This is a genomic window from Selenomonas sp. AB3002 (assembly GCF_000702545.1).
In the GTDB taxonomy this organism is placed as follows: domain Bacteria; phylum Bacillota; class Negativicutes; order Selenomonadales; family Selenomonadaceae; genus Selenomonas_B; species Selenomonas_B ruminantium_A.
Genome location: NZ_JNIO01000008.1, coordinates 1 through 17,392, shown reverse-complemented (window position 1 = coordinate 17,392; position 17,392 = coordinate 1). Strand labels below are relative to the sequence as shown.

32 protein-coding genes are annotated in these 17,392 nt (G+C 52.0%); 3 read left to right on the top strand and 29 right to left on the bottom strand.

The genetic code is table 11. The annotated features are described in order from the left end of the window. Nucleotides 1-23: 23 nt before the first annotated feature. From P159_RS0107505 to P159_RS0107480, 6 genes are all read right to left on the bottom strand, one after another. On the bottom strand, nt 24-578 hold the full coding sequence (locus P159_RS0107505) for a Holliday junction resolvase RecU (RefSeq protein ID WP_051650223.1): 555 nt from the start codon (nt 576-578) through the stop codon (nt 24-26). Beyond that, a complete protein-coding gene (locus P159_RS20590) occupies nt 559-720 on the bottom strand; it encodes a hypothetical protein (protein WP_185753553.1) in 162 nt (53 codons plus the stop codon). Before P159_RS20590 ends, P159_RS0107505 begins: the two co-directional genes overlap by 20 nt. Nucleotides 721-1,098: 378 nt before the next feature. After that, on the bottom strand, nt 1,099-1,923 hold the full coding sequence (locus P159_RS0107495; RefSeq protein ID WP_029540359.1) for a hypothetical protein: 825 nt from the start codon (nt 1,921-1,923) through the stop codon (nt 1,099-1,101). Between the two features lie 136 nt (nt 1,924-2,059). Beyond that, nucleotides 2,060-2,296: a hypothetical protein gene (locus P159_RS0107490; protein WP_051650011.1), complete on the bottom strand. Its 237-nt coding sequence runs from the start codon at nt 2,294-2,296 to the stop codon at nt 2,060-2,062. Nucleotides 2,297-2,309: 13 nt separating this feature from the next. Then, nucleotides 2,310-2,486, bottom strand: a complete 177-nt coding sequence (locus P159_RS20585) for a hypothetical protein (RefSeq protein ID WP_185753554.1) — start codon at nt 2,484-2,486, stop codon at nt 2,310-2,312. Next, nucleotides 2,486-2,986: a hypothetical protein gene (locus P159_RS0107480; protein WP_029540362.1), complete on the bottom strand. Its 501-nt coding sequence runs from the start codon at nt 2,984-2,986 to the stop codon at nt 2,486-2,488. The genes P159_RS20585 and P159_RS0107480 overlap by 1 nt, the downstream gene beginning before the upstream one ends. Nucleotides 2,987-3,061: 75 nt before the next feature. On the opposite strand from P159_RS0107480, the gene P159_RS0107475 reads away from it, so the two are divergent. Then, nucleotides 3,062-3,277, top strand: coding sequence for a hypothetical protein (locus P159_RS0107475; protein ID WP_051650012.1), 216 nt, complete (start codon nt 3,062-3,064; stop codon nt 3,275-3,277). Here P159_RS0107475 and P159_RS0107470 read toward each other — a convergent pair. Next, the gene (locus P159_RS0107470) at nt 3,269-3,529 is read right to left on the bottom strand and encodes a hypothetical protein (protein WP_029540364.1); all 261 of its coding nucleotides are present in this window, start codon (nt 3,527-3,529) and stop codon (nt 3,269-3,271) included. The genes P159_RS0107475 and P159_RS0107470 overlap by 9 nt on opposite strands. 257 nt (nt 3,530-3,786) lie before the next feature. Here P159_RS0107470 and P159_RS19310 point away from each other — a divergent pair, with 257 nt between their 5' ends. Both P159_RS19310 and P159_RS0107460 read left to right on the top strand, forming a co-directional pair. Beyond that, nucleotides 3,787-4,290, top strand: coding sequence for a helix-turn-helix domain-containing protein (locus tag P159_RS19310; protein ID WP_029540365.1), 504 nt, complete (start codon nt 3,787-3,789; stop codon nt 4,288-4,290). Nucleotides 4,291-4,562: 272 nt separating this feature from the next. Beyond that, nucleotides 4,563-5,585 (top strand): tyrosine-type recombinase/integrase, encoded by a 1,023-nt coding sequence (locus tag P159_RS0107460; RefSeq protein WP_029540367.1) that lies wholly within the window; start codon nt 4,563-4,565, stop codon nt 5,583-5,585. 369 nt (nt 5,586-5,954) lie between these two features. On the opposite strand, the gene P159_RS0107455 is transcribed toward P159_RS0107460, so the two are convergent. From P159_RS0107455 to P159_RS0107360, 22 genes are all read right to left on the bottom strand, one after another. Next, nucleotides 5,955-6,383 (bottom strand): hypothetical protein, encoded by a 429-nt coding sequence (locus tag P159_RS0107455; RefSeq protein WP_185753666.1) that lies wholly within the window; start codon nt 6,381-6,383, stop codon nt 5,955-5,957. A gap of 247 nt (nt 6,384-6,630) precedes the next feature. After that, nucleotides 6,631-7,248 carry a hypothetical protein gene (locus P159_RS0107450; protein ID WP_051650222.1) on the bottom strand — a complete coding sequence of 206 codons (618 nt, stop codon included), beginning with the start codon at nt 7,246-7,248 and terminating at the stop codon, nt 6,631-6,633. A gap of 16 nt (nt 7,249-7,264) precedes the next feature. Continuing rightward, complete coding sequence (locus tag P159_RS0107445; protein WP_318253540.1) at nt 7,265-7,759, bottom strand: peptidoglycan recognition family protein; 495 nt, start codon at nt 7,757-7,759, stop codon at nt 7,265-7,267. Continuing rightward, nucleotides 7,756-7,896, bottom strand: a complete 141-nt coding sequence (locus P159_RS20580) for a hypothetical protein (protein WP_185753665.1) — start codon at nt 7,894-7,896, stop codon at nt 7,756-7,758. The genes P159_RS0107445 and P159_RS20580 overlap by 4 nt, the downstream gene beginning before the upstream one ends. Beyond that, nucleotides 7,893-8,327 carry a phage holin family protein gene (locus P159_RS0107435; protein WP_051650221.1) on the bottom strand — a complete coding sequence of 145 codons (435 nt, stop codon included), beginning with the start codon at nt 8,325-8,327 and terminating at the stop codon, nt 7,893-7,895. Before P159_RS0107435 ends, P159_RS20580 begins: the two co-directional genes overlap by 4 nt. Before the next feature lies 1 nt (nt 8,328). Then, entirely contained in the window at nt 8,329-9,378 is a 1,050-nt protein-coding gene (locus tag P159_RS0107430; RefSeq protein ID WP_029542871.1) for an RNA-directed DNA polymerase, read from the bottom strand. Between the two features lie 321 nt (nt 9,379-9,699). After that, nucleotides 9,700-10,074 (bottom strand): diversity-generating retroelement protein Avd, encoded by a 375-nt coding sequence (avd, locus tag P159_RS0107425; RefSeq protein WP_221174084.1) that lies wholly within the window; start codon nt 10,072-10,074, stop codon nt 9,700-9,702. Nucleotides 10,075-10,206: 132 nt separating this feature from the next. Beyond that, nucleotides 10,207-11,541 carry an SUMF1/EgtB/PvdO family nonheme iron enzyme gene (locus P159_RS19305; RefSeq protein WP_029542867.1) on the bottom strand — a complete coding sequence of 445 codons (1,335 nt, stop codon included), beginning with the start codon at nt 11,539-11,541 and terminating at the stop codon, nt 10,207-10,209. Beyond that, the gene (locus tag P159_RS0107415; RefSeq protein ID WP_029542866.1) at nt 11,538-11,753 is read right to left on the bottom strand and encodes a hypothetical protein; all 216 of its coding nucleotides are present in this window, start codon (nt 11,751-11,753) and stop codon (nt 11,538-11,540) included. Before P159_RS0107415 ends, P159_RS19305 begins: the two co-directional genes overlap by 4 nt. Nucleotides 11,754-11,964: 211 nt before the next feature. Next, nucleotides 11,965-12,174 (bottom strand): hypothetical protein, encoded by a 210-nt coding sequence (locus P159_RS20995; protein WP_221174082.1) that lies wholly within the window; start codon nt 12,172-12,174, stop codon nt 11,965-11,967. Further along, nucleotides 12,171-12,395, bottom strand: coding sequence for a hypothetical protein (locus tag P159_RS20990; RefSeq protein ID WP_221174081.1), 225 nt, complete (start codon nt 12,393-12,395; stop codon nt 12,171-12,173). Before P159_RS20990 ends, P159_RS20995 begins: the two co-directional genes overlap by 4 nt. A 17-nt stretch (nt 12,396-12,412) precedes the next feature. Beyond that, nucleotides 12,413-12,853: a hypothetical protein gene (locus P159_RS0107405; RefSeq protein ID WP_029542864.1), complete on the bottom strand. Its 441-nt coding sequence runs from the start codon at nt 12,851-12,853 to the stop codon at nt 12,413-12,415. A gap of 20 nt (nt 12,854-12,873) precedes the next feature. Further along, a complete protein-coding gene (locus P159_RS0107400) occupies nt 12,874-13,110 on the bottom strand; it encodes a hypothetical protein (RefSeq protein WP_029542862.1) in 237 nt (78 codons plus the stop codon). A 91-nt stretch (nt 13,111-13,201) separates the two neighbouring features. Continuing rightward, the gene (locus P159_RS0107390) at nt 13,202-13,408 is read right to left on the bottom strand and encodes a hypothetical protein (RefSeq protein WP_029542860.1); all 207 of its coding nucleotides are present in this window, start codon (nt 13,406-13,408) and stop codon (nt 13,202-13,204) included. Then, nucleotides 13,380-13,856, bottom strand: coding sequence for a hypothetical protein (locus P159_RS0107385; RefSeq protein WP_185753664.1), 477 nt, complete (start codon nt 13,854-13,856; stop codon nt 13,380-13,382). Before P159_RS0107385 ends, P159_RS0107390 begins: the two co-directional genes overlap by 29 nt. Continuing rightward, nucleotides 13,817-14,614 carry a phage tail protein I gene (locus P159_RS19300; RefSeq protein WP_051650220.1) on the bottom strand — a complete coding sequence of 266 codons (798 nt, stop codon included), beginning with the start codon at nt 14,612-14,614 and terminating at the stop codon, nt 13,817-13,819. Before P159_RS19300 ends, P159_RS0107385 begins: the two co-directional genes overlap by 40 nt. After that, nucleotides 14,607-14,972: a baseplate J/gp47 family protein gene (locus P159_RS21220; protein WP_318253539.1), complete on the bottom strand. Its 366-nt coding sequence runs from the start codon at nt 14,970-14,972 to the stop codon at nt 14,607-14,609. Before P159_RS21220 ends, P159_RS19300 begins: the two co-directional genes overlap by 8 nt. Before the next feature lie 67 nt (nt 14,973-15,039). After that, nucleotides 15,040-15,234: a baseplate J/gp47 family protein gene (locus tag P159_RS21215; protein WP_318253538.1), complete on the bottom strand. Its 195-nt coding sequence runs from the start codon at nt 15,232-15,234 to the stop codon at nt 15,040-15,042. A 14-nt stretch (nt 15,235-15,248) separates the two neighbouring features. Next, complete coding sequence (locus P159_RS21210; RefSeq protein WP_318253537.1) at nt 15,249-15,476, bottom strand: baseplate J/gp47 family protein; 228 nt, start codon at nt 15,474-15,476, stop codon at nt 15,249-15,251. Between the two features lie 258 nt (nt 15,477-15,734). Next, nucleotides 15,735-16,025 carry a hypothetical protein gene (locus P159_RS18540; RefSeq protein ID WP_080705951.1) on the bottom strand — a complete coding sequence of 97 codons (291 nt, stop codon included), beginning with the start codon at nt 16,023-16,025 and terminating at the stop codon, nt 15,735-15,737. Further along, a complete protein-coding gene (locus P159_RS18535; protein WP_051650219.1) occupies nt 16,022-16,561 on the bottom strand; it encodes a phage tail protein in 540 nt (179 codons plus the stop codon). The genes P159_RS18540 and P159_RS18535 overlap by 4 nt, the downstream gene beginning before the upstream one ends. Nucleotides 16,562-16,867: 306 nt before the next feature. Further along, nucleotides 16,868-17,284 (bottom strand): phage baseplate assembly protein V, encoded by a 417-nt coding sequence (locus tag P159_RS0107360; protein WP_029542855.1) that lies wholly within the window; start codon nt 17,282-17,284, stop codon nt 16,868-16,870. Between the last annotated feature and the right edge of the window lie 108 nt (nt 17,285-17,392).

Here is a 17,392-nt window from a genome sequence, read left to right as displayed (position 1 = left end):
GTGATTGTTTCCGGCAGGCGTGGCTATGCCATCAGGTCTTCCAGCCTTGCACCGCTGGGGCCTATGTAGTCGAGGAAATGAATCACCATATCGGCCTTCACCTCATAGGGGTTCAAATCCTCAGCCGTGGCGTACTTATGGCCATAGATTTCCTTCATGTAGATCCATGTTGCCCAGGGCACCATAAAATACTTTAGTTCGTATCCCTTGCCTATGCCACAGCAGATAAAAGCACCCGCCCCCGCCTTATAGTATTTGGTGAGGATTTCCGCCTGTGTTTCGGTGACGGCGCTGTACTTTATGCGGTCTGTCTGGGTATACTTGGCTTCTATGGCGATAAGACGGCCTCCCCTGAGGCAGCCAATGAAATCGGGGTGCGCCCTAGCGACGAATTGCACCTCTGCCCGCCCCCGGGCACGGTCAAGATTCTTCACCACGCGGAAAGGTTCGCTTTCCTTGTGCAGCACCAGACGGCCCTCCTGTTCATACTTCCTTGCCGCCCCCATTATCATGTCTTCCATAATTCGGCCCTGGCTGTTGTTCACTCTGCTGATGTAGCTACGCCCTGCGTCTGGCATCTAAATCCTCCCTCAGTTTCCGGCAAAACTCCTCCTTGGTCATGATGTGAAAGTCCTTCTTTGGATTCCAGTAGGTCTTTGGCTCATGCCAGCGGCGTGTGGTGTGTGGCGACTCTATTCCGCCGATTCCTCTTAGCCTCATATTTCTTCCCCCTCAGGATTTTCTTTTTCAGGCATTTGCGCACGGGATAAAGTTTCGTACTCAATCCCACCAGCCATGTCAGAGATATTTCTTGAATGTACCTGAAATAGCGCCAATGGTGGTCTGATACCCGCTCACATTTGCCACAGGTCTGGTAATGGCAGTCTCCTATCACGCCCGTGTCCTTGCACCAGGCGAAATTAGGGCAATACCAGCAACAGATAGGCCGCTTTTTGTGGGATAGCTTGCATTTTTCATCCTTGCAGTAGTAACGGGTCACGGCTTTGCCTCCTTTGTGGATAAGTATGTGAATAACTCTGTTTATTCTGTGGATAAAACTGTGAATAAGCCTTTATCCTGTGAATAACTTTATATTGTCTACCCGTCACGCTCATAGACAGCGTGCTGGTAGGGGTAGCCGTCTATTGTATAGCCGTTGTAACTCAATTCCTTTACGACATGGTAGCCTTTTGGGGCTTTGATTTTGTCGCTGTAGGTATCATGGCGGGTTATCTGCTGGGTGACAGCCCTGGTGCGGATAAGGTTCTTGCTGGGGCAGATGCGGGAACGCTTTGACTTGATTTCTTTTATCTCTGCATCCAGCTTCTTCACATCCAGCCCCGCCTTCACCGCCTGGGCTTTCGCATTCAGTTTGGTGGTCAGCACGTCTTCTTTTGTCATGTAGGCCGCCAATCTTGCCGCGTCCATGGCCCGGGCCTCATAGGGCTTGAAGTGACAATCTCCCAGCCCCCATGCCTTTTCCATTTCGGCCTTCATCTGGGGGAAGGGCACCCCCGGCAGGAAAGGGAGAATGATATGGCCATGGAGCCTGCCCTTGCCTGTGATGTTTTCGTGTACGGCTATGTATTTCAAATCCTGCCCGTGCTTCTTATAGAAGGTGCGCAGATTTCTGATCATCTTCGCGTACTCTGCCTTGAATCTCTCCACAGGGACTTTTTCAGACAGAGTAAAGGAGGCCCACCAATCCCCGGGCTTGAAATTGTCCATTATTAGGCGGGTCAGTTTCTCCGTCCTGTGTCTGAGGTTTATCTTCTCCTGGGTTTCGGTTGTGCTGCCTCCTGCCCTGGGCCTCCTCCTCTCTCTCACCAGAGGATTCTTTGGCATAGCCCGGAGGGAGTGGTACTTGTCCTCTATGAAAATACTTTTATCGTGGGATACCCACCTTTTCTTCATGTAGGCCATGGCTGTTTCTCCATCTGTTTTTGGCTGTGAGATTCCTTGATTTCTGCATGGTTATACAGGATATTTGTCGTAATACTAATTCCTTAAACAAGCCCGGAAAGCGGTGCAAAACACCGCCCTCCGATTTGCCTGCCGGTCAGAGGGAATAGCCTCCCTTGGCTGCTGCTTCCCTGATTTGTGCTTCAGTGAATCCTGTGTACTCCATAAATAATTTGGGGCTGATGTAGTAAGAGAATTTCGGTTTCCTGCCGGTGGTGCCAGTGGGCACCGCCTGGCCGAAGGGCAGGAGGTTTCTCTGCAAGCCGATGCGGATAAATTGCGGCCCCTTGCCCATCATGGAGGCTGCCAGCTCCGGCATGATTTTTCTGATCATAGCGCTCCCTCCCTTAGGCCGTGGCGCTCTTGAAGTTCAGGGGCGTGGCGGTGAGTATGGCACCTGCCAGCCTCAGAATGGTAGCCTCCCCGCCCATTTTGCGAATAGCCTCGATGACTTCCATGGTTTCCCGGCGGGCCTGTTCGTTCTTCAATGCTTCACGCAGGGCATCTTCTGTGGACACATACATCAGTTATCGCCTCCCTCTTCCTTTTCAGATTCTTCTTTCTGTTCAAATTCCAATTGTTGCTGGGCACGCTTGCCCTCTGCGTAGAGTATGATTTCATCACAGAGGAGCTTTGCCACGGCGCTGCATTTCTCTGCCCAGGTCTGGGCGTTCTCCAGCGTGTATTTCTCCATGTGGAGAGGCACCGCCGGGGATTCAAAGTCGAAGTCCAGGCCGTTCTCCAGTCCCAGGCTCACGCCCAGGGTCAGAGTGGGGTTGCCAGCCTTAGGATATTTGATGCTGGCACCGGCTATGGTGGTATAGTTGATTCTGCTTGCGGGGATAAGGCACAGGTAGGGGATAAACTGTCCAAATGCTTCCAGTGTGCCCTCCAGCTCCGGGCGGGGGAATTCCCTGCTCTTGCATTGTCTCTCTTCACCGCCATATTCTTCCCATCTGACTATGTAAACTTTCGTGCCGTCTGCTTTCTCACGTATCGACACACCTAATGCTCTTTTGCCCATAGGCATCCTCCCTTCCATGGCAGGAACGCCCCGCCCCCTGTCGAATACCTCCCCCATAAAAAGGAGGTGATTGAAATGTTCTTCTATGATAGTCCTGCCGGCCTTTTCACTATTCAGCTGGAAGATGGTCGCTACACCTTGCGACTGAATGGCGAAATTTTAGGCCGTTACCATGCCCCCCATGCGGCGGCAGATGATGTCTACACGCAACATACGGGTGAAAGCACCTGGGATAATATCCCACTCCCCATTGATACCCCTACAGGAATAGATGAATGGGATTCAACGTAAGGGGTCAGTATCCGGCTTGTGAGTGATGGAAATACGGTAATTGCCACACTCGCAACGGTAGACAAGTGTCTGTCTTTCTTCTCCATGAATAGCAAAAACCGTTTTGGCCTTGTATGCTTCATGACATTTGGAGCACGCAAGGCCCCCTTCTTCTGTCTTGATGGTTCCATACCACTCCTGCAGGATTCCATCCCCTACTATGCGGGTGACTTTATCCTCATGGTAATAGTTCGGTATCCCCTCAAATACCATCCGCCCCCTCCTTTCCGTCAGCGCCACTATTCTAAGAATAGTGCTATACTGGCCCTTTAGGGCCAGTATAGCACTATTCTTAGAATAGTGCTATACTGGCCCTTTAGGGCCAGTTCGCAAACTCAGTTACAGTTTTTGTAACTCAGTAATCTTTATACAGCTATATTAAATCACTCAGTTACTTATGTCAAGATATTTATCTTGATTTATGTCACTCAGTAATATAAAATATTTTTCAAAGGAGGTGAAAAATATTTATGGAAACGTCAAATATCAACACTCGTATAGAGGTTTTACGCAAGTCACTAAGGTATAACCAGGCAACTTTTGGCGAAAAAATCGGCCTTGGTGGCGGTGCCATAGGCAAGATGGAGCGCGGGGGCACCGTCACCGACCAAAACATCAAGCTGATCTGCGAAAAGTTCAACGTGCGCCGCGCATGGCTGGTGGACGGTGAGGGGGATATGTACGATTCCCCGGAAAACTCCCTGTTCGCCAACTTCGCCAAAGAGTTCAATCTGAATCAGGCAGAGCAAAACCTTGCCCGCTTCTTCCTCACCCTGCCAGCAGAGGAACGGCGGCAGATGCTCAAATATGTCACCATGCTGGCCGATGCCATCCAGGGGAAGGAAGCCCCGCCCCCAGGCAGCGACATTGAAGCAGAGGTGGAGGCCTACCGCAAGGAGCTGCAGGATATCCACGCCGCTGGCGCTCAAGGCAAGCAGCCCCCCTCAGAAGATACCGCGCCCAAAAGGGCATAACAAAAGAGCCGCCTGCCAAAACAGACGACCCCGCCATTATTTTCCAATTCCCAAAAGAAAAGAGCCGCCCACAGCCATAGGCGGCTCTTTTAAGAAAGGAAGTTATGCCAATACCCTCCATCCATCTAAGCAAAAAGCCCCAGCAGTGGAGATTTGCTGGGGCTTTGTACGAACCTCATGACCGATAGGCTCGCAGAGAAACAACCTAAGGATATTATAGCCCACTCTCTGCAGCCTGTCCCACTATCAAACAAAAAAGGGACGGTGATTTTATGAGATTGCCAAATTCTTCCGGGAGCGTCACCAAATTGCCCGGCAAAAGGCGCAAGCCTTACGCTGTCCGGGTCACAGCCGGCTGGACAGATGATGGCAGGCAGATACAAAAGTACCTGGGATATTACGCCAAACGTACTGAGGCCATTGCGGCCCTTATGGCGTACAACGAAAATCCTTATGATCTGGACAGCCACAAGGTCACTTTTGCCGAACTATATGAGCGCTGGGGAGAGAATAAGTATTCCGGGGATATTCCAAACTGCTACAAGGCCGCCTATAAGCGTGTCCCCCATCTTCATAAAATGGCCTTTGTGGATATCCGCAAGCGCCACATTCAGGGAGAGGTGGATGCGTGTGAGTTGGGGTATTCCACAAAGAAGAATATCAAGACGTTATGCAACAAACTCTGCAACTTCGCCATTGATTTGGAGCTGGTGACAGCCAATGTGGCCACCACCGTGGAGCTGCCGCCCTCTGAGGATAGCGACATGCACAATCCTTTCACTGATGCAGAACTGGCCCTACTCTGGCAGCACACTGATGATGAAGGTGCCAGGTTCGCGCTCATCCTGTCCTATACCGGCCTGCGCCCCACTGAGCTATTGAAAATCAAGGTAGCAGACGTACACCTGGACGAAAGGTATATGATGGGTGGCCTGAAAACCCCCGCCGGCAAAAACCGGGCCATTCCCATAGCAGAGAAGATATTCCCCTTCATTGCCGAAATGTATAGTCCTGATAACGAATACCTGGTCATTGATAGCCGTGACGGAAAGCCAATGAAAACCTATGACAGGCTCCGTGACCATATCTGGGAGAGGTCTCCCATCATAATGGGCCTGCCCACTGAACACTTGCCTGGTGATGGCCGTCACACTTGCGCTTCCCTGCTGGATAACGCAAAGGTTGACTTGAAAACCATGCAGTTAATTCTCGGCCACCGCTCCGCCAATATTACCCATCGTGTCTATACCCATAAGACAATCCAGCAGCTGGTTGAAGCTATAAACCTAATCTGATTTGTAACTTGTACGTAACTTGTGTGTAACTTTTAGAGTAAAAAATACCCCTCTGTATTGATACACTATTTCTTTACAGAGAATTGAAAAAGCCCGCCACCATTGAGGTGACGGGCTTTTGTAACTTTCCCTTCGTGCTGTATAAATCAGCGCTTGGAGAACTGGGAGCTACTATTTTAATGGGATTATCGCCATTTTTGTAACTTGTGTGTAACTTTCTAGACTATTGATACTGTACGCCATTTATATATAGGAAGTTACTTCGCCACAGCCCACACTCCACACGCAATAGACAATATCTGCCATAGGGTCTTCTGCTGCCTAAGGCGTTTTTCGGTCTTTTCCCGGGCCTGCCGCTCTGCTTTGATTTCATCTGTCATACTTTGCAAATATAGATTCGCTGCTTCTAATGAGTTCTTCGCATTCATCTGCGAGGCCTGCAGCTCTGTCAATTGCTTCTGCAGCTTCTCCGATAGCTGCTTCTGCTCTGCCAGTTCCCTCTCTAGCTCCATCGTTTGCGATTGAGATACTGTGAGTGAGTTCCTGACTATGGTCAATTCGCCCCGCGAGGTCTGCAGCTGTTCCCTGGCTGTCTGCAGCTCTTTCGATAGCTTCATCAATAGCTCCTGCTGCTTCCTGCTGTTCTCTCTCAAGGTCTTGAATTCGCTCATTGACAGGGTCACTTGTTCCGGGATCTGTTCTGATGTCTCCGAACAATAGCCAAAGGGTGCCAGCCAGAGCAAGGATAACAAGCACAACAGCAAGGCCCGCCCCAATAAATTTAGTTTTCTCATTCAATTTCCTGCCTCCTTTTCGTAAAGAGTTCACGCAAAACGTAAATTCTCTTACCTTTTGGTGTTTACGTTTTACGTTATGCTCTTGACTTTTCGCCTAAATGCTCTTACTGGCTTTACTTTTCAGGTCAAGTAAGGGCACGATTTCCCGGTAAAAGTAAAGTGACACCTAAGCGACATTTTCTGTCACTTTAGAAAATCGCTGGAATGTGTCAAATTACTTTCACCGGCACCTTTGAAAGCGGCGTGGCTCAGCGTCCGAAAGGCCCCTCACCGTAGACGGGCACGCCGTAGGGCGTGGAGAGGTCTATGGCTGCCACGTACTGGAAGGTGTTTTCTGCCCTGTTGGCATAGCCTTCATAGCAGTTTCTGGGAATGCAGGCAGCCTGGGCATATTCATCACGGAACATATCCCGCAAGGTTTCCAGGCTCCTGATGTTATAGCCGCGTTCCTGCCGCCGCCGGATGAAGCGGGCCACCACGCTGGTGCTGGTAGGGCACCACATACCGGCGTAAATGATGCAGCGGCTATCGTCAAGGAAAACTATGCCCTGCAGTGTGTCTACATAATCCAGGCAGTCTTCCTGTAGTTTTTGCCGCTGTACCTCCTGCCCTGCTTCACTGCTGATAAGCTGAGCCAGCTCCTCCAGTTCGCCCGCCGTCGCAATGTCGCTATAGGATCTGTCCACGAATTTTTCCCCGCCGGGGATTCTGTCGAGAAGGTCATCCGCCCTGTCACCCTCCCACTGGCTGCAGCCCAGGGAGGGATAGTCTCCCCCCGTGCTGCAGCTGATAGCGTCGAAGCCGCCCTCTATGCCGGTCTCGATAAGTCCTTTTGCGATTTCTAAAGCTATTTCCTGCCGCGTCATTTAGTCTGTGCCTCCGTCACTGTACTGCGTAGTAGATTGCTTTGCCGATAATCAAATCAAGCATATTATAAAGATTGTCTCCGGGGCAGCTGGTGGCCATGAGGTCACGGTGTCCCACAATATGTCCCCTGTCGATAGGCAGGCCATAATCCGTGCAAAGGTTTGCCAGCAACATGGCCACGCTCTCAATCTGATCGCAGGTAGGCTTTGCTTCCATGAAATCCCCGGAAAGGTGTATGCCGATGGTGTGGGAATTCTCCCCGTAGGCATGCGCTCCTACCGTCCAATGTGGGCGGCCCTGTTCTATGGTGCCATTTTTGCGGATCACGTAATGGTAGCCGATTCCTGCCCAGCCCTGCTGGTTGATATGCCAGCCGTGAATCTGCTGGGCGCTTGCGTCGATATCATTGCGGCCCGTGTGGTGAATGACAATCATGTCTGTCTTATAGCGGGTTTCGAGGTCTCTCACGAATTCAAGCCCCGTGTCTATGACGTTCGCTCTTTCCATCATTCCCCTGCCTCCTTCTTTTTCTGGGCCTCCTGCTTAGCCTTGATTACCAGGTTATCGTCCTCCGGCTTTACCTGATTGTATTCCGGCACGGTTCTGGTTACATTCTGATTCTGTTCCTTGTTTTTGCTGTCGCTCATGGTTCTCTTTCCTCCTCATGCAGCTGCTTCAAAGATTCCTTGAGCTTTTCCGGCACGGGAACGCCTGCCTTGGCGGCGTTCTCTATGATGGAAAGGCCCTCATTGCCGAAATAAAACCACGTCACGATAAGGCTTATAATTTCCTGCCCCGTGGCTCTGTCAAGGAAATGAGCCAGGGAAACAAGGGCAAGTATCATGAGTTTCTTGCCTATGCCCTTAAAGCCAATCCTTGAATCAAGTTTCAAATGCGGGTTGATATACGCTGCCAGTACCCCGGTTAAGTAGTCTATGGCCATGGCCACCACCAGGGCCTCCAGTGAAGCGCTCCACCCGCCAAACAGATATGCTATTACCATTCCACATGCCCCCAGCAGGCTGCTGCCTGCAGCGTTTGCCCTTGTGGGCAGAACGCCAAAAATAAAGTCATACATATCATTCTTCCTTTCTCCTGAGCACAATGCCAAATTTCTCCCAGGCCTCCTGCTCAAGCCAGTCTTTCAAATTCGGCACGTCTGCCCGCTGGGCATGGCCGTACCATGAAGCTATTACCGATTGGATATGTTCCTGAGGATATGCGTCCCTGTGCTTAGCCAGGTATTCCATCCCTCTCCTCATGCGAGTTATGCACTTCTTGCGAAGCAGCAGCTTGTAAGGCCAAATCCTATAGCCCAGATAATCTATGCCCTGATTGATGGGAAAGACGGATGTTTTGCCATTGAGTTTCAGCAGCAGCCTTTCCTCAAGGTACACCCTGATTTCTCTCAGCCATTCATGGAGCTGGGCCTTGTCCGGGTGCAGCAATATGAAATCATCCATATAGCGCAGGTAGTGTTTGCACTTCAGCTCCTGCTTCACAAAGTGATCCAATTCATTGAGATAGATATTGCCGGACAGCTGACTGGTGAGATTCCCCAGGGGAACGCCCACGGCCCTGCCTTCTCCACTTACGGCGCTGTAGAGAATGATATGGAAAAGCCACTGAGTTTCCCTGTCCCATATCTTCTTCCTGATAAGCCCCTCCAAAATGGAGCAGTCTATGCTCTGGAAGTAATGATGGATATCACACTTTAGGGCGTAGACTTTGCCATGTTCGGCCTGCATCTTCCTTAGAAAATATACAAGCCTTTCCACGCCCTTATGTGTGCCCTTGTTATTCCTGCAGGCGTAGCTGTCAGAAATGAAGGTGCTGTCAAAGATTGGCTCTATGAGATTGCACAAGGCATGGTGTACCACTCTGTCACGGAATGGCGCTGCCAGCACCAGCCGTGTTTTAGGGTCATAAACATAAAACTCTCTGTATCTGCCAGGCTCATAAGTCTTGTAGATCAGAGAGTTTTGTATATCTATCAGGTTTTCTTCCAGGTGCTCTGTGAATTTCAGCACCTCCGGCCTGTACCTCTTGCATTTTCTTGCCTTCTGGTAGGCCAGCAGGAGATTCTGAAAGTCATAGATTTTAGGATATAGGTCGTTGTATGTTTTCATAGTTCTCCCAAATAAATAGCGCCCGCTTTTCGGTCTTTCTGCCTACTAAGCGGGGGCGTGATAACTTATTTTTGCTTTTTTCAAAACAAGGACGTATGCTCCTTTGTCTTAGTTCCGGGATTAGGGCCAGCATTGCCCTAAAACTTCTGACGTAAAGACAGAGCGGCGCGGAAGCCGATGTTAGCGTTGCGATTCGACGGCGCGTTGTTCAGGTTCAGGTAGAAGCCAGAACGGGCATTGCCGCCATTGTTCCAGTTGCCACCACGGATGGCCGCCGGGAGCCGGGCCAGTGCGCAGATACAGCATACGCCCTACAAGATATTATGATTGTATGCTTTTCATCCAGCCGCCAATCATACGGCCTATCTCGTCTATCTTGCCTGATAATACCTCATAGGGATGATTCTTCAGGAAGCCTAATGTATGCCCCAGCCTTACCATGGCCCGCAAAGTATCCAGCTGTATGTCCACATCCCTCATGGTGGTCTTCTTCATATAGTGCTTATTGCAGGATATGATAAGCTCCATCAGTTCCAGGGCCACTCTTTTAGTCTCTGCTGCCAATACGAATTTCTCAGATTTCGGATACTGCCTGAGCACTACATACATATACCCAATCATATCCTCTGTCTTCGTCTGGATTTTAAGTCCTTTAAATCCGCTTTTAGCTGGTGCGTTGCTGTTGTTTTCTTCCAATTCAATTTCTCCTTTGAGGTCAAGGCCTCGCTACCGCGAGGCCATCAGATTATCAGGCTGACAGATTTCAGATAGACAAAGCGGCGCGGAAGCCGATGTAAGCGAGGCGATCCGACGGCGCGTCGTACAGGCTCAGGTAGAAGCCAGAACGGGCATTGCCGCCAACGTTCCAGTTGCCACCACGGAGGCCGCCCGGGAGCCTTTGCTCCTGATCCAGAAGCCGTCCTTCCATTCCTCAGTACCGACACCTACAGCCTTAGGAAGGGCAAGGGGTGCCAGGTCGGATTCAAACCGCATGGTGTTAATCTTGGCGTACTGGTAGGCATCGCCTGCAGGGTCACTATTATTCATCTGCGGGGAAATCTTAGTGAAGCCGTCTCCAGTGGAATGAGCGATGGCAGTGCTGCCATTTGCGCCACGGCTTACGGTGAGGGTGTTGCTCTCCACCGCCGTGACAACGGCCTGCTCAGTGCCCATCTGCAGGGTATCACCTACGGCAAAACCGTCATTGTCCGGGCCATTGACAAGGCCGGAGAAGGCGAAGGAGGTAGCAGAAGCAGAAATGTCTGCCGTGAGATAAGCGGTTGCGCCACCGGGGATTACACAGTAATCCGTAAGCTGGTAGACGGTAACATCATTTGCGTGGGTGGCTGCCGTGGAACTTTTTGCCCCACGGGTGCAGCCGGACAGCACAGCCGTGGTAGAGGTCTGCTTGTCGATGGCACCATAAGTGATGTACTCACTGCCGATAAGGATGAGGCCGGTTTCAGGCCATGCGTCGATATCTTCCACGGTGTCGAGGGTAATGGTGGTATCCACAGCCGTGATACCATCTGCATCGTTGATAAGGGCAGTTTTCTTGTGGGTGTAGATACCGTCGGTGATGTTGAAGTCCATCCACTCCCAGACATTGCCCACGATATCAAACACGCCCTTGCTGGTGCCGTCACAGCTCCAGGAGACAGGGCCGGTGCCGGTGAGTACGCGCCCGTCACAAGTCTTATCAGGTACGCCATAGTTACCCCAGGCGTTGCTGTCGCGGTAATCCTTGCCATAGTTGTTATTGCCGTGGATATCATGCCCCAGCAGCTTAGTCAGGAAGCAGACAGTTGCCCATTCCTTCATAGTGGGCAGGTGGCAGGCCACGCCGTTGATAAGGCGGGCAGCGCAGGCCGTCTTTGCCTCAGTCTGGTTGACATTTGCCCAGGGAATACGCCCCGGCAGGGATACGGGGATATTGGCATTATCGCCGGTCTGGTGAGAACACTGATACTTGTCGATGAAGAAGCCACCCAGGTTCAATGCCTCAGCAGGAAAAGCGCCGCCATCATAAGCCCCTGCCGGAATAGTGAATTTCGGAATATACACCATTTCCGTGGTGCCGCCATCGTCTGTCACAAAGGTAACATCACGCATGCCGGATGTAATCTGCTCACGAATTGCTTTCAGGGAAAGGTCTTTGATCATTTAGTTTTCCTCCTCATTGTCGTTCTCAGTTTCCACGGGGCCGGGGATAGGATAAAGCAGGATCCGCGTGTCAGACAGGTCAGGCCAAACAATTTCGGTTTGGTGATTTCCTGCCCGCCGGCATCGCGCTGGCCGGTGGGAACATTCCTGGTGTCGATTTCCGGCACATAGATTTCTGCCAACATAAAGGGGTGATCCACGGTGTTATCCATGGAGAGGTCACCATTGTACTCGCAGAAAATGCGGGCAATGCCGCCCCAGTAGTCCCTGAGGTCAAAGCTCCGCCCCTCACCCTGAGGTCGCCCAGGGTGAAATCATGGAGGTCAATAACGGAATGGTCTTTTTCATTCACGGAAATTCCGCGTGGTTCATGTCAGGATTGATTACAACGATATCCAGCATTTCTATGCCTCCCTCATTAGTTCAAAATCTGATAACGGCCATTGCCTTGTACCCGCCGGTGTTGTAGACGGTGAAGTAATAAGCGCCACGGGAAATATAGATATCTCCCAAATCGCCGCCGGTGCTTGCCGTGGCTGCCACATTGACAACATAATTCGTGTTGCCGATAGTATGGGAAACAGTAACGCCGGTGGTGCCATTGAAGGTGAAATCGCCCTGCTTGGAGGTCATTTCCAAAGCCTCGAAGCGGGCATTGAGGCTTGCCTTGCCGCCCGGGCAGTCTGAATCTCATTCTTGATTTTGTCCTGCTCAGTCTTCAAGTACAGCGTGCGGCAGGCCAGGTCTTTGATGGCCTCATTCATCACGCCGTTAGCGCCGCCCAGCAAGGGATCTGTGGTCTCAAGCTGGTATACGCCGTTTTTCCACGTTGCAGATTCTGCTACATAAGCCATTTACTCTTCCTCCTGTGTCAGAAATAGATTTCCCAGTATCCAGTAATCTGGATATCGTCTTCCTTGCCGATGGTGGACTTTCTCACCCGGCGGGAAAAGAGAGTGCCATCACCAAAGAACAGGCCAAACTCACGGATTGCCAGCCCGTTGGCACGTTGGTGCCTATCACAAAGTTGAATTTTACTTTGTTGTTGGCATATTCCACAGAAGACACATTGACTTTCACCGTATTGGTAAGGCCGTATCTCCTGAAGCTGCCGCCGCTGAGCCGGTACCCACGCCCACCTGGGTGATGTGTCCCGTGTACCGCCCCCAGCATGCGGGCCAGCTTGGCACGGCCGCCGCCACAATGAGGTTGTGGTCATCGTCTGCAAGGATAAGTTTCCCGCCTTGTAGACTTCCAAATGCACCGCCCCACGCATTTCCTGCATGGTGTCGGCAAATCCCAGATTGTTCATCCTTTGCTCCTTCTATGCTGCTATGTACTTGTAATCGCAGACAGCGCCGCCCAGCCGGTGATATGCTTGCCATCTGCCTTGATGGTGCCATCTGCATTAAATCTGGCATTGTAAATCTGTGCCGGGAAGGTGCTGCCGTTGGCCCTGTAGGCCCGTCTGCCCTTCTGGCCCTGCCGCGTTGGCCAAATACCTGCGTTGGCCACAAGTCCCATCCCCACGGTGATGGAGATGGCGTCTTCCATGGCAAAAGCCATCATAGAGCCATCTGCCTGCTGGTGCCGTCAGCATAGATGGTGCCGTTATTGTCTGCCAGCCCTACGGCGTGGGCAAGGCTCAGGCTGTCTTCCATCATGTGCCCGCTGGCCTTATGGCTGCCGTTGGCCACGGCCTGCCGTCTGCCAGGGTGCCAGTGTCCACGGTGTCCATGTGAGGTGTGACCACGTTGGTTGAATTTCTTTCGGTGGTGCTGCAGGTTTCTGCCGCCACTTCCTCAGTTGTCAGAACTATCCTGCTGCTGAGGTTTTCATCACTGTTGGCGCGGGCATTGATAGCCACAGCCGTGGGTTTCTCCGCCCGTTGGCCTTATACTGCCATTGGCCAGCTTCGGTTTCCGGGGTTCGCTGGTGAGGCCGTCAAAGGCATCTGCCAGCATAAGGCCTCCGGCGTAGTGGCTGCCATCTGCCGTGATAGGTTTCCCGGGATAGAAAGCACCGTCTGCATAGAACAGTTTCACCAGCCCTACTTCTTCAGCCTCATGGGTGGATAATGTTCCCCCGGATGTTTCAGTGACGTTATCGGTGTCGCTGATAGCCAGCGCCGTGGTATCCGTGAAGGCCTCTGCAATGGGGTTGTCCCAGCCTGCTGTGAAGGTGCCATCTGCCTTGAATCTGCCATCTGCCCAGATGTTTATTCTGTAGAGGTCAGACAGGAAGAGATTCACCAAATCCACGAAAACTTCCATGCCTACAGAGTTGGCATAGATAAGCCCGTATGGTTCCAGCACTTGGCGTAAATGCTGCCATCCGCCTGGTATTCGCCATTGGCGATATTCGGCCACACCTGCTGGGGATTTTGCTCCCTGGTGCTGCCCCGTTGGCCCTGATGGTTCCATTGGCCGTGTAGGCGCATCACAGAAGGCTGCCCATGCTCCCCGCCTGCCAGATAGGCACCGTTTGCGAACCTGCCCACCCATGGGTAACGTTCGATAAAGCCGGTTTCTTCCAGCAGGGCCAGCAGGTCGCTGGCAGTGAGTTCGTCCTTCAATACCAGCAGATAGCGCAAAGCATCCAGCCAGGAACGTTCGTTCTTGGCGCTGTTGATGGCCGCCAGTATGTTGGCCTGTTCCTCCGGGTCAGTGATTACGTCTGAGATAGTCACCCGGAAATAGCCGGGGCTGCCGCCGTATTCATACCACTCTTCCACCCAGGATTCCACGAAAGCCGCTGCCAGCACTTTTTCCACGGCTGCAGGGGTGCCCTTGATACGGTGCCAGGCTATGGATTCACGGATAAGCCGCCGTTTGGTGTCTATATCCATGCCCAAGGGCCTGTAGAAATCTACATGCCATTGCCAGGCCAGCAGGTCAAGGACACGCTCCGGCAGTTCATCAATCCTGCTTATGAGCAGGTTTTCTTTGATGTCTGCCGTGACGGCCTGCAGTTCTGCATCCAACGCGCTGGCCGCCGCTTCAATCTGAGGATCCCCCCTGATACTTTCAGGGAGGATTTCCAGAAGGCTCAGGGTCTTAAACTCTTTAACCATCTTCCAATCCTCCAAAGTTCACCGTGATGGTGTTTTCTATGGCCACCTCACTGGCAGCCACGGCGGCAAAGACAGGCTCAGTAATCACAGCCCGCTTTGCTCCTGCCGCCCTCACCCTGTAATAGAGTTCCGTGGGGTTGATATCCCGCCCCAGGTGCTCTTTCTGCCAGGCTACGAATTCAGAGACAGCACTTTGCACAGCAGCCTGTATGGCCACGGCGCTGGTGGCATCGTCTGAATCTATGTAGTAGGTGAGGGTGACATTATAGCTTTTCACCGTGGGGGCCAAAACGCTCACCTGGTCGGTGAGAGGCCTCACGGTTCTGGCATTCAAGGTATTGCTGACTAAGGTCAGCATTTCCGCCCCGGCAGCTGCCCGCCCTCCAGCAGAGGATAAACATTCACCTCACATGGGTTAGGAGAAATCACTGCCACATCTGAGATAAGGGCTGAGGCCGTCTTTGTCCAAAAGATATAGGCCCCTTGCTCCCAGCGCAGGAATAACTTTCTGGGGCCTGCTGGATTCGCAGACGGTATGAATCATCCGTCTCCACATCAGCCCCGCCTGCCGTGGCGGTGAGGTTGGTCACACTGGCCACAAATGGCAGGGGGTCAACCATTTTGGTCAGCTCCCCTACGGCGTAGCTGTTGCCCTGTGTTCCTTAATGGTACAGGTGGCCGCCACATCCCCCGTGGTCTGCCCGGCAGCTATGGAAAGTGCCTCTGTGGTGGCGAAATATACGCCATCCCCAGCCGTAACGCGGTTCCCTATAGGAATGAGTGTGGCCTGCTCCCGTGCTGCCGAAAGGGTATACCTGAGGGTTGTATTGGCGGCAGTTGCCTGCAGCCGTTCACAGCCCACCAGTATGCCGATATGGTCAAGATAATCCCCACAGCGTAGGCCAGCAGGTTCATCTTTGCCGATTGGTCTATGATTTCCCGCTGCTGGATAATGACGGATTCAAGCCCCAGTAGGAAAAGCCTCAGAGGGTCAGCCCTTGCCAGCTTCCTGCCCAGGATTCCTTCTGCTATGGTTATGACATTGGATTCAATGTCTGCAGGGTCTCTATCCGCAAAGGACAGGTCTGCTAAATTTTGTAGGTTCATTGTATCTTTATCCTCACTGTAGGCTGCAGGGTGCCGTCCATTTCCTTGCCCTCATAGGCCACAGATACAACTTTGGCCGCGGCTCGTACTTGCTGACTGCAGCCACGATTTCGCCGGTGATTTTCGCCTGAGCCGCTGCAATGGGCAAGTCTATGACTTCACCGTTAATGCCAAATTCTCTGTCCATGGGCACGGTTTTCTTGAGGGTGTTGATGATGGTGCGCACGTTCTGCAGAATCTCTTCATACTCTGAGGCAGGAACAAAGTTGATGTCCTTCATTTCTGCCGTCACATCGATTATCAAGCGCCCTCACCTCCTCCCATAAGGGGCACATATTCCTTGAGTGTTACATCAACCTCTGAGACGATTACCCGCCCCATGTTATCCACGGATACCAGGGATTCACCCACGCTTTCGATTACCCACATATTGGCTCCCACGGTCTGATTGCCAATAATCAAATACATGGCCTCGCCCTTCTCGCACAGTTCCCTGAGCTGCTGGGCCTGCGCTGTAGGATCCACGCCCCAGCTGGTGGAAAAACGCATGGTGAAGGTTATTTCCTCCCCATCCGGGCCGAGGTATTCAAGCAAAGGTTTCTGGCCGTTGATTTCATGTGTGCCAAAGCGGCTTTGGTGGTGCGCTTGAGGCCATCGAAGGTGATAACCTCGCGGCTGGATACCTGAAGACGATATCTCCCAGGCTACCCAGGGGCATGGACAGGCCAAAGGAAGATAGTTTTTTCCCATCACCTGGGAAAGCACCCCCTGGGCCATGTTGTTCAAGCTCCGTTGCAGTCCTTTGGCGTAGCTTCCCGCCACGTTAGAAAGAAATGACATTCCATCAGCCCCCTGTGATTACATTAGGGCTGCCCACGTCCACGCTGCCCCCGCATGATACAGGGTCACCTATTCGCCCAGCGCCTTATTGTTGATGAATACGGTGCTGCTTCCTGCATTTATTACACCACTATGTGGAGGTGTGCGGGCAGGAATGGGCAGGGTAGCTATCTCCTACACGCCCCGCCGGTTGGCCGTTCACAATAACATCCGGGCTGCCTGTTGCCAGCCTCTGGGCGGGCAGGCATCATGTCCCGTATTCGTTGTCCCCCAATCTTGTCTGTGGTGGCATTTACACCGCCTCCTTTAGCAGTTCAGATTGATAACTGAGCCATTTATATTTATTGGCCCTGTGATTTGCACATTGAGGGTGTGGCTCTTTCGGTTGTACTCAAAATATGAGCCATCCGAAAAATCGAAGCGCATGATATCCAAATTCTGTACCTGGGGCGGCTGCTTCTCGTTGAAGTAGCTGCCCAGTATCCAGCCGGTAGAGAAATTCTTGTCATTGTTGTTGAAGATACATAAAACTTGATCGTCAATATCCGGCACCCAGTAATCCTTATTTTTCCCTGAGCAGCGGTGTAATATATGTAGTTCCGGGCTTACGATTCCGTCCTTATCGTCAAATCTCACCCGGGCCGTATTGTTGGCCACGTTCACGCTGGTGACGGTACCAGGTCTTACCATTCCCCTCAACAGGCGTTCCGCCTCAGTATCCATCAATCACCCTCCTTAAATCCACTTTCGTGGTGTAGCCATTGCCCACTTCATGGGAGCTTTTGGTTATGAGATACTTGCCATCGAAGCTGCGGAAATTCTTCAGCTCCA

Coding starts and splice junctions, on each gene's coding strand:
- P159_RS0107505 (WP_051650223.1), bottom strand. CDS start 578: ATGCCAGACGCAGGGCGTAGCTACATCAGCAGAGTGAACAACAGCCAG.
- P159_RS20590 (WP_185753553.1), bottom strand. CDS start 720: ATGAGGCTAAGAGGAATCGGCGGAATAGAGTCGCCACACACCACACGC.
- P159_RS0107495 (WP_029540359.1), bottom strand. CDS start 1,923: ATGGCCTACATGAAGAAAAGGTGGGTATCCCACGATAAAAGTATTTTC.
- P159_RS0107490 (WP_051650011.1), bottom strand. CDS start 2,296: ATGATCAGAAAAATCATGCCGGAGCTGGCAGCCTCCATGATGGGCAAG.
- P159_RS20585 (WP_185753554.1), bottom strand. CDS start 2,486: ATGTATGTGTCCACAGAAGATGCCCTGCGTGAAGCATTGAAGAACGAA.
- P159_RS0107480 (WP_029540362.1), bottom strand. CDS start 2,986: ATGGGCAAAAGAGCATTAGGTGTGTCGATACGTGAGAAAGCAGACGGC.
- P159_RS0107475 (WP_051650012.1), top strand. CDS start 3,062: ATGTTCTTCTATGATAGTCCTGCCGGCCTTTTCACTATTCAGCTGGAA.
- P159_RS0107470 (WP_029540364.1), bottom strand. CDS start 3,529: ATGGTATTTGAGGGGATACCGAACTATTACCATGAGGATAAAGTCACC.
- P159_RS19310 (WP_029540365.1), top strand. CDS start 3,787: ATGGAAACGTCAAATATCAACACTCGTATAGAGGTTTTACGCAAGTCA.
- P159_RS0107460 (WP_029540367.1), top strand. CDS start 4,563: ATGAGATTGCCAAATTCTTCCGGGAGCGTCACCAAATTGCCCGGCAAA.
- P159_RS0107450 (WP_051650222.1), bottom strand. CDS start 7,248: ATGACGCGGCAGGAAATAGCTTTAGAAATCGCAAAAGGACTTATCGAG.
- P159_RS0107445 (WP_318253540.1), bottom strand. CDS start 7,759: ATGATGGAAAGAGCGAACGTCATAGACACGGGGCTTGAATTCGTGAGA.
- P159_RS20580 (WP_185753665.1), bottom strand. CDS start 7,896: ATGAGCGACAGCAAAAACAAGGAACAGAATCAGAATGTAACCAGAACC.
- P159_RS0107435 (WP_051650221.1), bottom strand. CDS start 8,327: ATGTATGACTTTATTTTTGGCGTTCTGCCCACAAGGGCAAACGCTGCA.
- P159_RS0107430 (WP_029542871.1), bottom strand. CDS start 9,378: ATGAAAACATACAACGACCTATATCCTAAAATCTATGACTTTCAGAAT.
- P159_RS19305 (WP_029542867.1), bottom strand. CDS start 11,541: ATGATCAAAGACCTTTCCCTGAAAGCAATTCGTGAGCAGATTACATCC.
- P159_RS0107415 (WP_029542866.1), bottom strand. CDS start 11,753: ATGGATAACACCGTGGATCACCCCTTTATGTTGGCAGAAATCTATGTG.
- P159_RS20995 (WP_221174082.1), bottom strand. CDS start 12,174: ATGACCTCCAAGCAGGGCGATTTCACCTTCAATGGCACCACCGGCGTT.
- P159_RS20990 (WP_221174081.1), bottom strand. CDS start 12,395: ATGGCTTATGTAGCAGAATCTGCAACGTGGAAAAACGGCGTATACCAG.
- P159_RS0107405 (WP_029542864.1), bottom strand. CDS start 12,853: ATGAACAATCTGGGATTTGCCGACACCATGCAGGAAATGCGTGGGGCG.
- P159_RS0107400 (WP_029542862.1), bottom strand. CDS start 13,110: ATGATGGCTTTTGCCATGGAAGACGCCATCTCCATCACCGTGGGGATG.
- P159_RS19300 (WP_051650220.1), bottom strand. CDS start 14,614: ATGGTTAAAGAGTTTAAGACCCTGAGCCTTCTGGAAATCCTCCCTGAA.
- P159_RS21220 (WP_318253539.1), bottom strand. CDS start 14,972: ATGCTGACCTTAGTCAGCAATACCTTGAATGCCAGAACCGTGAGGCCT.
- P159_RS21215 (WP_318253538.1), bottom strand. CDS start 15,234: ATGGTTGACCCCCTGCCATTTGTGGCCAGTGTGACCAACCTCACCGCC.
- P159_RS18535 (WP_051650219.1), bottom strand. CDS start 16,561: ATGTCATTTCTTTCTAACGTGGCGGGAAGCTACGCCAAAGGACTGCAA.
- P159_RS0107360 (WP_029542855.1), bottom strand. CDS start 17,284: ATGGATACTGAGGCGGAACGCCTGTTGAGGGGAATGGTAAGACCTGGT.